The organism is Cupriavidus campinensis, from assembly GCF_905397395.1.
Classification (GTDB): Bacteria; Pseudomonadota; Gammaproteobacteria; order Burkholderiales; family Burkholderiaceae; genus Cupriavidus; species Cupriavidus campinensis.
In genome coordinates this window covers 29815-43682 of record NZ_CAJPVH010000034.1, presented here as the reverse complement: position 1 = coordinate 43682, position 13868 = coordinate 29815, and the positions used below count along the sequence as shown (strand labels likewise).

Sequence of the window (13868 nt, the reverse complement as noted above, 5' to 3'; positions counted from 1 at the left end):
CGACAAGATTGCCCGGCGCCATCCGTGCCCGACCCAGGGGTCACAGCAGCTTGCCCACCGCACGGCTCATGCGGGGATTGCCATCGCCAAGGCGTGCCAGATTGTCATCCAGCGCCTCCGGCACGTAAAGATAATTCACCATCATGCCGCACGACTGGGCGCGGCCTTTTCGCGACAGGTCGGCAGCCCAGTTCAGCCGCTCCACGCAGGCGCCATTGCCCAGGTGGAAGCGCGCCACGGGGTCCGCCGGCTGCCCCGGCGCGCCCTCGCGCACGAGGTAATGCGCGGCCAGCGTCAGCGCGGTATCACGCACTACGGGGTCCGGCGCATCGGCGGGCAGCGCGGCCAGCCAGCCGGCGCCATCCGTGGGCGGCGTGCCGTGGCGCTCGGTCCAGCGCGCCAGGCGCTTCTCGCCCAGAATCGTCGCGATCGCGTCGCCGTGCTGCTTGCGCAGCCAATCGGCAAACCCGGGCAGCGGAGACAGCGTGGCGAACTGCTTCAGCTTGGGGAACTCGCGCTGCAATTCCTCGATGACACGCTTCAAGAGGAAATTGCCGAAGCTCACGCCGCGCAGCCCGGCCTGCGTGTTCGAGATCGAATAGAAGATGGCCCACTTGACCCGCCGCAGGTCTTCCAGCGGCGCGGCTTCGTCGAGCAGCGCCTGCACATTGGCCGCCATCTCGGGCACGAAGGCTACCTCGACGAAGATCAGCGGCTCGCGCGGCATGCGCGGGTGGAAGAACGCGTAGCAGCGGCGGTCCGAGTCGAGCCGGTTGCGCAGGTCGGTCCACGAGGCAATCTCGTGCACGGCCTCGTAGCGGATCAGCTTTTCCAGCAGCGAGGCGGGCGAGTCCCAGGTGATGGGTTGCAACTCGAGCAGGCCCACATCGAACCAGTTCGAGAACAGCGCCTCCAGGTCTTCGTCGAGCACGCGCAGGCCCGGCACGCGCTTGTGCCAGCGGAGCATGTCCGCGCGCAGCTGGATCAGGAAGTGCAGGCCGCACGCGCTGTTGTCGCTCTTGCCGTGGTGCGCGGCCAACCGCTTGAAGAAGCGGATGCGCGCGTTGGACAGCGCCTGCGACAGCCCGGACGCCGCGCCCGAATGTGATCCCGAATGTGATCCGGAATGTGATCCGGAATGTGATCCTGCCTTCGCACCGGGGCCATCGGCGCCGGCCGCCACTTCGGCCAGCACGGTCAGCATCGCCTGGCGCACGGGCTCCGAGGCGGCTTCGTATTCCGCCTGCCACGCCTGCGCGGCGGCGTTGGCGGCGCCATCGGTCAGCCGGGCATCGAAACAGGGGCGAAGCTGCTCGCGCTGGCGCTTCATCGCGCGCGTGGACAGCGCAGGGGTGTCGCCCTCCTCCACCTTGGGCCGCTTGGCCGGGGCCGCTTCAGCGTCGCCCTTGCGGCTCCACCAGCGGCCGAAGCGCGACAGCAAGGTATCGCCGACCGGTTCCGTGGCTTCCAGCGGGGCGCTGACTTTCTGTTCGGCGGGATCGAGGGCGCTCATGAGACTCCTGCAGCGAGAACGTTGCGAAGAACGGGGGCGTCGGCGGTGTCAGCTGACCCGGCCGGCTCCGGGGCCGGATCGGCGCGATCCAGTGCCCGCAGCGCGCCGCGCTGGCGCAGCACGTGGGTCTTCATCAGCGCCTCCGCCCCTTCCGGGTCGTGCGCCTTGAGCGCGGAAAACACCGACATGTGCTCGGCGCACGATTCGTGAATCCGGCCCGGCAGCTTCAGGCTCTTGTGGCGCGACAGGCGCAGCACCTTGCGCAGGTCGCTGACCACGCCGGACAGCCAGCGGTTGCCGGCCAGGCGCTGGAGCGCCTCGTGAATCTGGTAGTTGGTTTCGTAATAGGCGTCGATGTCGCCGGCCTGGGCGTAGCGCGCGAGGTCGGCGTGCAGGCCCTCCAGCGCGTCGAGATCGTCCTGGGTGACGTTGCGCGCGGCCTCGTAGGCACAGCGGCCTTCGAGCAGCGCCATCAGCGGAAAGATCTCATCGAGATCCTGCTCGGTCAGTGCGTTGACGAAGCAGCCGCGCCGGGGCTCCAGCCGCACCAGCCCTTCGGCCGCGAGCACCTTGAGCGCCTCACGCAGCGGCGTGCGCGAGGTGCCGAGCGAGGCGGCCAGCGCCACTTCGTCAATCCATGCGCCGGGCATCAGCGTGTGATCGTCGATCATCGCCCGCAAACGGTCTGCCACTTCGAGGTACAGCGCCTGCCGGATGATTCGCACGATGCCTCCGGTCCCGGATGCCGGGAAGACTGCTCACGCGGCGTATGCGCCGCAATAATTCATAATTATGGAGAGCGCCGGCAGCGTGGCAAGCGGTTTCGATGCTGCATTGCGGAAAGCGGCAGAAGGCGTGGCGCGCAAGCCTCGCCAGGCGTTTTTGCAGAAAAAATTGCAGGCATTCGGGGAGCACAAAGAGGTGCGGCGGACGATCTCCCCAGGCCTCCCTGCCGGGGAAATCGTCCGCGCCTGAAAGAACCGCCGTCGGACATCTCATCGCTTGCCGGCATTCATGCCGACGTGCGTGGACCAGAATTGCTACCTGGCGCTGGCCCGCGCCTGCCCCCGCTGAAGCGCCCCGTTGGGACGCGGACTTTCCCGTTGCTTTTCTGCTGCGTGGCGTGTCATCCGGTCGATGTCCTCCCTCGGTCCATCGCCGCGGGCAGCTTCGCCATGCCGCCCGTCTTCTTGTAACAAGTCATGAAGCGAATACCGTGCCATCCACGCCAAGTCATTGATTTTATTGAGGTGGACGATTGGCGACTTGTTACATTTCATGGAGCATGTAACAGGATGTTTCTTCGTCGTTACGAGAGCCGTTGGCGAACCCACAGTCTCTGACGCGTCTATTCCCACGTTTTGTGATGGAAAGCGTTCACCGCAGTGCCACAATGTGCCGCCTGGCGCACGAAAGGCCTGGGCAAATCGGTTGCAAATATGAAACGAGGGCGGTGGGCGCCATAATGCCGATCCACAACGCCCCGACGACCAGGGAGGTCAAACATGGCATGGGATCACAAGGGCGAGCACTTCATCGGTGCGGGATCATCGGATCTGGGGCATACCCCCCCGCCGCCGACACCGCTGCGGCTCTCGTTCACCGGATCGGGCTCGGAATACTTCCGTATCTGGATCGTCAACGCGCTGCTCACGGTGCTCACGCTCGGCATCTACTCCGCCTGGGCCAAGGTCCGCACGCTCCAGTATTTCTACCGCAACACGCGGCTCGATGACGCCGCGTTCGACTACCACGGCAAGCCGGGTGCGATCCTCAAGGGCCGCGCCATCGTGCTGGTGCTGGCCATGGTGGTCCAGTTCAGCGGCGCGGTGAGCCCGGCGCTGCCGCTGGTGTTCGCCGTGGTCTTTGGCGCAGTGTGGCCGTTTCTGCTGGTGCGCTCGCTGCGCTTCCGCATGGCGAATTCGAGCTATCGTGGACTGCGCTTCGCCTTCACCGGCGGCGACAGGGAAGCCTACAAGGTGTTCCTGCTGTGGCCGATCCTGTCGATGCTGACGCTCGGCCTGCTGGCGCCGCTGGCGCACCAGCGCTTCAAGCACTACCAGCACAATCACACGCGCTTTGGCACGGCACCGTTCGCGTTCGATGCAACGTCCAGTCACTTCTATGGCGTGTACCTGCGTACCGGCATGGTGACGGCGCTGTTCATGATCGTGGGCGCCGTGCTCAGCGCTATCGCCATCCCGGCCGGCGCCGGTACGAAAGGCGGCGTGGCAATCGTGCTCGGCGGAACGGTCGCGTTCACCTACTTCGGCCTCATGCTGACCGGCCCCTACTTCACGGCCAAGCTCCAGAACCTGGTCTGGAGCCACACCACACTGGCCCCGCACCGCTTCGAGAGCCGCGTGGGCGCGGGCCGCATGATCTTCATCACCCTCACGAACTGGATCGCCATCGCCCTCACCTGCGGCCTGTTCCTGCCTTTCGCGAAAGTCCGCTCCACCCGCTACCGCGTGGAATCGGTGACGATGTTCGCCGCCGGGCCGCTGGACGCCTTCGTGGCCGGTGAAGCCGAGCAGGTCAGCGCGCTGGGCGACGCCGCCGTGGACTGGTACGACATCGACATCGCGCTCTGAGCGCCGCCCGGAGCAATGCCATGGTAGCGGCCCGGTATTTCGACACGCGCTCGTCGCGCGCCCATCCCGTCGTGCTGATCGTGCAGGGCGGGCAGGCCATCCTGCACGATGCCGCGGGCGAGGAGGTGCGCCGCGCGCCGCTGGCCTCGCTGCGGGTGTCCGAGCGCAACAAGCGGGCGCCGCGCCTGGTGACCTTCGATGACGGCGCGTACTGCGAGGTGGCCGACCACGCCACCTTCGAGGCCATGCTGGCCAGCACCGGCCACCGCGAGGGCTGGGTGTCGCGCGCGCAGAACAGCTGGCGGCTCACGGGGCTCGCGCTGCTGGGGATAGTAGCCTTCGTGCTGGCCGCCTATTTCTACCTGCTGCCGTGGAGCGCCGGCCTGCTGGCGGCAACCGTGCCGGCGTCCATCGAGGCGCAACTGGGCCAGGCCACGCTCGACAGCCTCGACCACGGCCTCGTGACACCAAGCCAGCTGCCCGCCGCCGACCAGCAGCGGATTCGCGACAACTTCGCCGCGCTACGCCGCCCCGACGATCCGGACCACGCCTACCAACTGCTGTTCCGCCATGGCGGCCGGCTCGGCGCGAACGCGCTGGCCCTGCCGGGCGGCACCATCGTGGTCACGGACGAACTGGTGGCCCTGATCGGCACCGGCGCCGGCATGATGGGCGTGCTGGCGCACGAGGCCGGCCACGTGGCGCAGCGCCACGGCCTGCAGCAGGTGATCCAGGCATCGGCCGTGGGCGCGCTGGCGGCGTACTTCTTCGGGGATTTTTCGACGGTGCTCGCCACGGTGCCGGCCGCGATGCTGACCATGCGCTATTCCCGTGACCATGAGCGCGAGGCGGACGCCTACGCGGTGGAGGTGATGCGGCGGAACCGCTTGCCGGTCTCCGCCCTTGCCGATGTGCTGGCCAGGCTGGAAGGCGCCCATGGTGGCAAGCCTTCGGACAAGTCCGAGGACGATGCCAGCTTCTTCTCGACCCACCCGCTCACGCGCGAGCGGATCGAGGCCATCCGGGGCGCCGGGAACTGACGGCGATCAGCGCGCCGCGCCGGCAGCGGCGCCGTTGCCCTGGCGCCGGTAGGCCCAGACCATCATCAGCACGCCAGCCAGCACCATCGGCAGGCTCAGCCACTGGCCCATCGAGAAATTCAGCGCCAGCAGGCCGAGGAAGGTGTCGGGCTCGCGCGCGAACTCGGCCAGGAAGCGGAAGCCGCCGTAGCCGATCAGGAACGCGCCGGACACCGCCCCCATCGGGCGCGGCTTGCGCGAGAACAGCCACAGGATGATGAACAGCGCCACGCCTTCCAGGGCGAACTGGTAAAGCTGCGACGGATGGCGCGGGATGTTGTCGCCGGCCTGCGGGAAGATCATCCCCCACGGCAGGTCAGTCGGACGGCCCCAGAGTTCGCCATTGATGAAGTTGCCGATGCGGCCGGCGGCCAGCCCGCACGGGATCATCGGCGCGATGAAATCGGTCACTTCCAGCCAGTGCCGGCGCCGTACCTTGCCGAACACCCACATCGCCACGACCACGCCGAGGAAGCCGCCGTGGAACGCCATGCCGCCCTCCCAGACCTTGAAGATCTCGAGCGGATGCGTGAGGTAGTAGGTGGGCTTGTAGAACAGCACATAGCCCAGACGCCCGCCCAGGATCACGCCGAGCACGCCGTAGAACAGCATGTCGTCGAGGTCGCGCGTGGCCCAGCCGCGCGCAGCGATATGCGGCTGGCGCACGCGCAGGCGGCCGAACCACAGGAACATGATGAAGCCGGCCAGGTACATCAGGCCGTACCAGCGGATGGCCAGCGGGCCCAGGTGAATCGCGACCGGGTCGAATTGCGGATGAACGAGCATGGCGGAGGAGAGGGTATTTATATAGTGTGCGGATGCGCGGCGCGCCGGTTCTGGGGTAATGCCGTCTGGGTCATGCTGCCTTGATACCATCGTCCTGCGACAGGCCGATGGCGGTGGCCAGCCCGGCTGCGATGTCGATGAACGACCGCAGCACCGGCGCCATCCCCGATTGCCCGGCCGAGGGCCCGGCGGCGCCTTCGCGCCAGACCAGGCCGGTCTCGATCAGCGAGCCGGCATCGCGCAGCGTCAGGTAGGACACGCCCGTGCGCCGCAGGTTGCACAGCGATGCGGGCACCAGCGCCACGCCCATCCCTGCTGACACCAGGCTCACGATGGTCTGCATCTGGATAGCCTCCTGGGCAATCGCCGGCGTCAGGCCGTCCCGCGCATAGTAGCCCGTAATGATGTCATAAAACGCCGGCGCGCTACGACGCGGGAAGATGATCAGCGGCTCGTGCGCGGCGTCGCGCAGGGCGATTTCGGTCGGCGCGGGGGCATCGGCGGCGAGGCTGGCGGGCCGCCAGCCATCGGGCACGGCCAGCACCAGCGGCTCGCGCACCAGCGGCAGGTATGAGAGCCCGTGCGGCATCACGGCCAGTTGCGGACGGATGACGAGGCCCGCGTCGATGCCACCCTCGGCCAGCGCCTCCAGCTGGACGTCGCTGGTGGCTTCGCGCAGTTGCAGTTGCACCTCGGGGTGCCGTGCGCGGAAATGCCGCAGCAGCTCGGGCAGGATGCCGTAGTCGGCCGTGCTGACGAAGGCCAGCGCCAGCGAGCCCACCTCGCCCCGCGCCAGCCGCTGGGCCAGCCCCGGCAGCGCGGCGGCATCGGCCAGCACGCGACGCACCTCGGGCAGCCACTGCTGGCCGGTGGGCGTCAGCATCACGGACCGGCGCGTGCGCGCGAACAACTGCACGCCGATCTCCTCCTCCAGCGCCTGGATCTGTTGCGAGAGCGGCGGCTGGGTCATGGCCAGCCGCCGTGCCGCGCGGCCGAAATGTAGCTCTTCCGCCACTGTCACGAAGTACCGCAGTTGCCGCAGGTCCACGCACGCTCCCGTTCGTCGCTGTGATATGTTTTTCGACTCAATACATGTCAAATAATATATTTGACATGATACTACGCAGGCGGCATCCTTCAGGCCACAAACACGGCAGGCCGTGGCATGGCCCACGTCCGAGCCCGCCGCAAACTCCCCGGAGAGACCCCCACCATGGCATTCAACAAACGCTCGAAGCACATCACGCAAGGCGTGGCGCGCTCCCCCAATCGTTCGATGTACTACGCGCTCGGCTACCAGAAGGAAGACTTCGACAAGCCGATGGTGGGCATCGCCAATGGCCATTCGACCATCACCCCCTGCAACGCCGGCCTGCAGCGCCTGGCCGATGCGGCCGTGGAAGCCATCAAGGCGTCCGACGCCAACCCGCAGATCTTCGGCACGCCGACCATCTCGGACGGCATGTCGATGGGCACCGAGGGCATGAAGTACTCGCTGATCTCGCGCGAAGTGATCGCTGACTGTATCGAGACCGCGGCCCAGGGCCAATGGATGGACGGCGTGGTGGTGATTGGCGGCTGCGACAAGAACATGCCGGGCGGCATGATCGCGCTGGCGCGCACCAACGTGCCGGGCATCTACGTCTACGGCGGCACCATCAAGCCGGGCAACTGGAAGGGCAAGGACCTGACCATCGTGTCGTCGTTCGAGGCCGTGGGCGAGTTCACCGCCGGCCGCATGAGCCAGGAAGACTTCGAGGGCGTGGAGAAGAACGCCTGCCCGTCCACGGGTTCGTGCGGCGGCATGTACACGGCCAACACCATGAGCTCGTCGTTCGAGGCGCTGGGCATGTCCCTGCTGTACTCGTCGACGATGGCCAACCCGGACCAGGAAAAGGTGGACAGCGCCGCGGAATCGGCGCGCGTGCTGGTAGAAGCGATCAAGAAGGACATCAAGCCGCGCGACATCATCACGCGCAAGTCGATCGAGAACGCCGTGACGCTGATCATGGCCACGGGCGGCTCGACCAACGCGGTGCTGCACTACCTGGCCATCGCGCACTCGGCCGAGGTGGAGTGGACCATCGACGACTTCGAGCGCATCCGCCGCCGCGTGCCGGTGATCTGCAACCTGAAGCCGTCGGGCCAGTACGTGGCCACCGACCTGCACCGCGCGGGCGGCATTCCGCAGGTCATGAAGCTGCTGCTGAACGCCGGCCTGCTGCATGGCGACTGCCTGACCATCACCGGCCGCACGCTGGCCGAGGAACTGGAAGGCGTGCCCGACCAGCCGCGCGCAGACCAGGACGTGATCCTGCCGCTCGACAAGGCGCTGTACGAGCAGGGCCACCTGGCCATCCTGAAGGGCAACCTGGCCGAAGAAGGCGCGGTGGCCAAGATCACCGGCCTGAAGAACCCGGTCATCACCGGCCCGGCGCGCGTGTTCGAGGACGAGCAGAGCGCGATGGACGCCATCCTGGCCGACAAGATCAACGCCGGCGACATCCTGGTGCTGCGCTACCTGGGCCCGAAGGGCGGCCCGGGCATGCCGGAAATGCTGGCGCCGACCTCGGCCATCATCGGCAAGGGGCTGGGCGAGTCGGTGGGCTTCATTACCGACGGCCGGTTCTCGGGCGGTACCTGGGGCATGGTGGTGGGTCACGTGGCGCCCGAGGCGTTCGTGGGCGGCACCATCGCACTGGTGAAGGAAGGCGATTCGATCACGATCGACGCGCACCAGCTGAAGCTGCAACTGAACGTGTCCGATGAGGAACTGGCCAAGCGCCGCGCCACGTGGCAGCAGCCGGCGCCGCGCTACACGCGTGGCGTGCTGGCGAAGTTCTCGAAACTGGCCTCGACGGCCAGCAAGGGCGCCGTGACGGACTGACCCTGTTTGGGGTCTCCGACTCCCCTCTCCCCTCTGCCGCCTGCGGGAGAGGGGAAAATTCCCTGCTTTCTCTGCTTTCGCTGCTACATCCCGCCCGGATCGCGCTCGATCTCCTCGAGCGTCGCATCCAGCCATTCCACCAGCCTCGCCTCCAGCGCCTGCGTCAGCTCGCTGGCCAGTTGCGCGGTCAGCGGCGCCAGCCGCGATTGCAGCGTGGCTTCGGTATGGGCTTCCACCACCTGCGGCCACTCGGTGCGGAAACGCATCATCACGCGCGTCAGCAATTCCGAGCGCACCGCGCGCAGGTCATCCTCGCCTGGCAGGAAGGGCACCGGGTCGATCATCGGCGCTTCCGGATCGTCCTCCACCCCACCCTCGGTATCCCCCACTGACGACACCAGCCCCGACTCGGGCATGTTTGCCGTGTCGATGACCGTGCCGACGCCTGCCGAGGCGGGCCCCGGCGGCGCGAAGGCGGTCTCCGGCAGGTCGGGCAGGTCCACGACTTCCGTCAGCAACGGCACGCTGTCGTTCGGGCCCAGCCGCGGAATAACCCGCGAGGTGGTACGTTCACTCATGCGGATTCTCCCTTGGCGGACTGGCCAATGTCGTGGTGCGTGAGCGGATAGCCGCGCTCACGGTAGAAACGGTAACGGTCGCGCCCGGCGGCGCGTTCGGCCTCGCCGGCCCCCACTACCTCGATCAGCCGCTCGAAGCTGGCGAACTGCGCCGGCGCCTCGGGTGACAGGTTGACGAGGATCTGGTGATGCGGCACGCCCTCGAGCGTGGCGGCCAGGATGATCGGCGTCACCGCCACGTTGGGGCTGTCCAGCCCGCAATGCGGCAGGAAGTCGAGCGGCGAGAACGTCCACAGTCGCGCATCGAGCTGCGTCAGCTGATGCGCCGTGCCGTATACCACCACCTTCTGGCCCGCCCCGTACGCCTTGCGAACCAGGCGGCAGACGTAGGCCAGCGAGTCCGGCACGTTGCTGTGGAAGTCGATGCGCGTCATCCCGGCTACCTTTTTCGTCGATTACGACGCGCGATCCATCAGGAACTGCGTCAGCAGCGGTACCGGACGACCGGTGGCGCCCTTGGCCGCCCCGCTCTTCCAGGCCGTGCCGGCGATGTCCAGGTGGGCCCAGTCGTACTTTTCCGTGTAGCGCGCCAGGAAACAGGCCGCCGTGACGCTGCCCGCCGGGCGGCCGCCGATATTGGCCATGTCGGCGAAGTTCGACTTGAGCTGGTCCTGGTAGTCATCGTCCAGCGGCATGCGCCAGGCGGTGTCCATGGCCTTGCGGCCGGCGTCGAGCAGCTGGTCGGCCAGCAGGTCGTTACGGGCGTAGAGGCCGCTGTTCACGTGGCCGAGCGCGATGATGCAGGCGCCGGTCAGCGTGGCCACGTCCACCACGGCGGCGGGCTTGAAGCGTTCCACGTAGGTCAGCGCATCGCACAGGATCAGGCGGCCTTCGGCGTCCGTGTTCAGGATCTCGATCGTCTGGCCGGACATGCTCGTCACCACGTCGCCCGGCTTGGTGGCGATGCCGCTGGGCATGTTCTCGCAGCTCGGCACCACGGCCACGACGTTGATCTTCAGGCCCATTTCGGCCACGGCCTGGATCGTGCCGAGCACCGAGGCGGCGCCGCACATGTCGTACTTCATCTCGTCCATGCCCTCGCCCGGCTTCAGCGAGATGCCGCCGGTATCGAAGGTGATGCCCTTGCCCACCAGCACCACCGGGGCCTGCTTGGCGGCGGCGCCGTCGTAGCGCAGCACGATGAACTGCGGCGGCTCGACGCTGCCCTTGGTCACGGCCAGGAAGGCGCCCATGTTCAGGGCCTCGATCTGCTTGCGGCCCAGGATCTCCGCCTTGAGCTTGTGGCGCTTGGCCATGGCCCGGGCGGTATTGGCCAGGTAGGTCGGGGTGCAGATGTTGGACGGCAGGTTGCCGAGGTCGCGGGTCAGCTCCATGCCGTTGGCGATGGCGGTGCCGCGCACCACGGCCTGGGTGGCCTGCTTGGCGTCGGCGGCGTCCACGGCCAGCACGATCTTGCGCAGCGACGGCTTGTCGGCGCCCACGCCCTTGGGCGGGCGCTTGAGTTCCGGATGGCGCTCCAGCAGGCGGTAGCCGGCGTCACGTACCAGTGTGATGGTGGTGATCACGGCCCAGGCCACGTCGCGCTGGGCCGGCGGCTGCTGGGCCAGGCACCAGAGGGCGGACGCGGCACGCGTGCCGGACAGCGCACGCACGGCGGTACGCACGGCCTCCACGAAGGCCTTGTCCGAGAACTCGGCTTCCTTGCCCAGGCCCACCAGCAGCACGCGGGCGGCGCCAATCCCGGCCACTTCGTGCAGCATCAGCTGGGTGCCGCGCTTGCCTTCGAAGTCGCCCTGCTTGACCAGACGCGCCACCAGCCCCTTGGTGGCGACATCCAGGGCCTTGGCCACGCCCGCCAGGCTCTGGCCCTCGAACAGGCCAACCACCAGGCAGTCGGTCTTCGTGGCCAGGAAACCATTTTGGCCGGCTTTGCTCCAATCCAGGGCTTTTGTGCTAAATTCCATCGCGCTTCCTTCAGGGGCTCGTCGAAAAGAAAGGCCCCATTATCCGCGATTTTCATCCGCGATCTGCCGCCGCCGATCCGCCACGCTGACAGCCCGCGGTCCTGCCAGTCCCTCGGCCCCCGGTACATCGCCCGCTCCGGCCGGCAGCCGGAAGCGATTCCGCATGATCTTTCAACAAGCCCTGCGACGCGAGCTCGCCTACACCGCCGGCGCGGTGTTCCTGGTGATGCTGACTTTCATGCTCACGTCGCTCGTGATCCGCATCCTGGGGATGGCCGCCAATGGCAAGGCCAGCCCCAACGACGTGCTGATGCTGATCGGCCTGGCCACGATCGGCTACCTCTCGATCCTGCTGTCGGCCACGCTGTTCATCTCCACGCTGATCGTCCTGACCCGCTGGTACAAGGACTCCGAGATGGTGGTGTGGTTCTCGGCCGGTATCTCCCTGCGCGACCTGATCAAGCCGGTGCTCCAGTTCGCCGCGCCGTTCTTTGTCATGGCGCTGCTGCTGGGCATGTTCGCGTGGCCGTGGGCCAACCAGCAGAGCAGCCTGTTCCGCGACCGCTTCCAGCAGCGCGGCGTGCTGTCGATGATCGCCTCGGGCCGTTTCATCGAGCCGGCCAACGGCAACTACGTACTGTTCATCGAGGGTATCGACGCGGACATGAAGTACGCGCGCAACGTCTTCGTGGCCAATGCCGAGGCAGGCAAGATCGGCGTGGCGCTGTCCCACCAGGGCCAGTTCCAGACCATGCCGAACGGCGACCGTCTGGTGGTGATGGAACACGGCCGGCGCTACGCCGGCACGCCGGGCCAGCTCGACTACCGCATCCTGGAATTCGACCGCTACGCCGTCAAGGTGGACAACAAGCCGCCCGAGAACGAGAGCGACGTGCCGCCCAAGGCCCGCAACACGCTGGACCTGATCCGCAATCCCACCCGTGACAACCTGGGCGAACTGCTCTGGCGTGTCTCGCTGCCGATCCTCGCCTTCAATTTCGTGATGATCGCCATCCCGCTTGCGTACGTGAACCCGCGCCTGGGCCGCTATACGCCGCTCGTCTTCGCCGTGCTGATCTACCTGACCTACAGCAACATGATCAACCTGGCGCAGGCCTGGGTGCGCTCGGGGACACTTTCGTTCTGGATGGCGATCTGGCCGATCCACCTGGCGGCCTTCCTCGGTGCCGTGGGCATGTTCCGATACCGGCAGAACCGCAGCCTGGGCGGCTGGCGCGCCGTCTTCGGTCTGCGCCGCAAGGACACCAAGGGGAGCCAGGCATGAGGGTCCTCCAGGTCTACGAGCGGTATTTCGGCCGCCTGATCTATGGCGTGTTCGCGTTCATCCTGTTCGCGGTGCTCTCGCTGTTCGTGTTCTTCGACTTGCTCAATGAACTGGAGAGCGTGCAGGGCGGCTACACCTCGCTGGTGGCGTTCTTCCACGTCATGCTGGAAGCGCCCACCCGGGTGTACGAGGTGCTGCCGATCGCGGTGCTGATCAGCGCGATCTACGTCTTCTCGCAGCTGGCCAGCCAGTCGGAATACACGATCTTCCGCGTGGCCGGCCTGAACACGCGCCAGGCGCTGTTCTCGCTGTTCAAGCTGGCCGTGCCGCTGGCCATCGTCACCTTCATCTTCGGCGAATTCATCGGCCCGGCGGCCGAGCAGTACGCCCAGAAGGTGAAGCTGGAGGCGATTGGCGCCACGGTGTCGGCGGGCTTCCGCTCCGGTGTCTGGGTCAAGGATCGCGACAAGGACACCACGCCCGAGGGCGCGGGCGGCGAAGTCACCCGCTTCGTCAACGTGCAGGGGCTGAAGCCGGACCAGAGCATCAACGGCATCACCATCTACGAATTCGACCAGCAATACCGCCTGCGCGTGATCCGCGTCGCCAAGGAAGGCCGCTATCAGGGCGGCCAGGCGTGGCAGCTCAATGACGTCAACGAGACCCGTTTCATCGAACTGCCCCACCCTGACGGCGCCCAGCGCGACGCCCTGGCACCGGACTTCCGTGCCGAGCAGGCCAAGTTCCCGAACATGGTGATGCATTCGGAGCTGACGCCGCAGATCCTGTCAGTGCTGCTGGTCACGCCGGAGCGGATGTCCACGCTCGACCTGTTCCGCTATATCCGCCATCTGCGCGACAACAAGCAGGACACGCAGCGCTACGAGATCGCCTTCTGGAAGAAGGTGGTCTATCCGCTGACGCTGTTCGTGATGGTGGCGCTGGCGCTGCCGTTCGCGTACCTGCATGCGCGTGCCGGTGCGGTGGGCGTGAAGGTGTTCGGCGGCATCATGCTGGGGCTGTCGTTCCACCTGTCGAACACGCTGTTCTCGCACGTCGGCCTGCTGCACACCTGGCCGCCGATCGTCTCGGCGCTCGTTCCCGGCACGCTCTACCTGGCACTGGCGCTGAGCGCCCTGCGCTGGGTGGACCGGCATTGAC

Annotated in this window: 13 protein-coding genes; 6 read left to right on the top strand and 7 right to left on the bottom strand. The window is 67.0% G+C overall.

Translation table 11 applies throughout. The features are described 5' to 3' along the window. Positions 1–40 precede the first annotated feature (40 nt). Positions 41–1513 carry a malonyl-CoA decarboxylase domain-containing protein gene (locus KHO18_RS18260; protein WP_144197919.1) on the bottom strand — a complete coding sequence of 491 codons (1473 nt, stop codon included), beginning with the start codon at positions 1511–1513 and terminating at the stop codon, positions 41–43. Next, complete coding sequence (locus tag KHO18_RS18255) at positions 1510–2238, bottom strand: GntR family transcriptional regulator (RefSeq protein WP_144197918.1); 729 nt, start codon at positions 2236–2238, stop codon at positions 1510–1512. The genes KHO18_RS18260 and KHO18_RS18255 overlap by 4 nt, the downstream gene beginning before the upstream one ends. Before the next feature lie 85 nt (positions 2239–2323). On the opposite strand from KHO18_RS18255, the gene KHO18_RS18250 reads away from it, so the two are divergent. From KHO18_RS18250 to KHO18_RS18240, 3 genes are all read left to right on the top strand, one after another. Beyond that, positions 2324–2488, top strand: coding sequence for a hypothetical protein (locus KHO18_RS18250; RefSeq protein ID WP_186296835.1), 165 nt, complete (start codon positions 2324–2326; stop codon positions 2486–2488). A gap of 530 nt (positions 2489–3018) precedes the next feature. Continuing rightward, positions 3019–4107: a YjgN family protein gene (locus KHO18_RS18245; RefSeq protein ID WP_211943663.1), complete on the top strand. Its 1089-nt coding sequence runs from the start codon at positions 3019–3021 to the stop codon at positions 4105–4107. Positions 4108–4127: 20 nt separating this feature from the next. Beyond that, positions 4128–5147, top strand: a complete 1020-nt coding sequence (locus tag KHO18_RS18240) for a M48 family metallopeptidase (protein WP_144197916.1) — start codon at positions 4128–4130, stop codon at positions 5145–5147. Positions 5148–5153: 6 nt separating this feature from the next. Here KHO18_RS18240 and lgt read toward each other — a convergent pair whose 3' ends face one another. Beyond that, positions 5154–5972 (bottom strand): prolipoprotein diacylglyceryl transferase, encoded by an 819-nt coding sequence (gene lgt, locus KHO18_RS18235; RefSeq protein ID WP_144197915.1) that lies wholly within the window; start codon positions 5970–5972, stop codon positions 5154–5156. 70 nt (positions 5973–6042) lie between these two features. Further along, complete coding sequence (locus tag KHO18_RS18230) at positions 6043–7020, bottom strand: LysR family transcriptional regulator (RefSeq protein ID WP_211943662.1); 978 nt, start codon at positions 7018–7020, stop codon at positions 6043–6045. 165 nt (positions 7021–7185) lie between these two features. Here KHO18_RS18230 and ilvD point away from each other — a divergent pair, with 165 nt between their 5' ends. Further along, positions 7186–8859: a dihydroxy-acid dehydratase gene (ilvD, locus tag KHO18_RS18225; protein WP_144197913.1), complete on the top strand. Its 1674-nt coding sequence runs from the start codon at positions 7186–7188 to the stop codon at positions 8857–8859. Positions 8860–8942: 83 nt separating this feature from the next. On the opposite strand, the gene KHO18_RS18220 is transcribed toward ilvD, so the two are convergent. The 3 genes from KHO18_RS18220 to KHO18_RS18210 are packed head-to-tail and all read right to left on the bottom strand — an operon-like array spanning position 8943 to position 11422. Beyond that, positions 8943–9437, bottom strand: coding sequence for a hypothetical protein (locus KHO18_RS18220; RefSeq protein ID WP_144197912.1), 495 nt, complete (start codon positions 9435–9437; stop codon positions 8943–8945). Further along, positions 9434–9871 (bottom strand): DNA polymerase III subunit chi, encoded by a 438-nt coding sequence (locus tag KHO18_RS18215; protein ID WP_144197911.1) that lies wholly within the window; start codon positions 9869–9871, stop codon positions 9434–9436. The genes KHO18_RS18220 and KHO18_RS18215 overlap by 4 nt, the downstream gene beginning before the upstream one ends. A gap of 21 nt (positions 9872–9892) precedes the next feature. After that, positions 9893–11422 (bottom strand): leucyl aminopeptidase, encoded by a 1530-nt coding sequence (locus KHO18_RS18210; protein WP_144197910.1) that lies wholly within the window; start codon positions 11420–11422, stop codon positions 9893–9895. 163 nt (positions 11423–11585) lie between these two features. Between KHO18_RS18210 and lptF the strand changes: the two genes are divergently transcribed. Beyond that, positions 11586–12707: an LPS export ABC transporter permease LptF gene (lptF, locus tag KHO18_RS18205; RefSeq protein ID WP_144197909.1), complete on the top strand. Its 1122-nt coding sequence runs from the start codon at positions 11586–11588 to the stop codon at positions 12705–12707. Continuing rightward, entirely contained in the window at positions 12704–13867 is a 1164-nt protein-coding gene (lptG, locus tag KHO18_RS18200) for an LPS export ABC transporter permease LptG (RefSeq protein WP_144197908.1), read from the top strand. Before lptF ends, lptG begins: the two co-directional genes overlap by 4 nt. Position 13868: the final 1 nt, after the last annotated feature.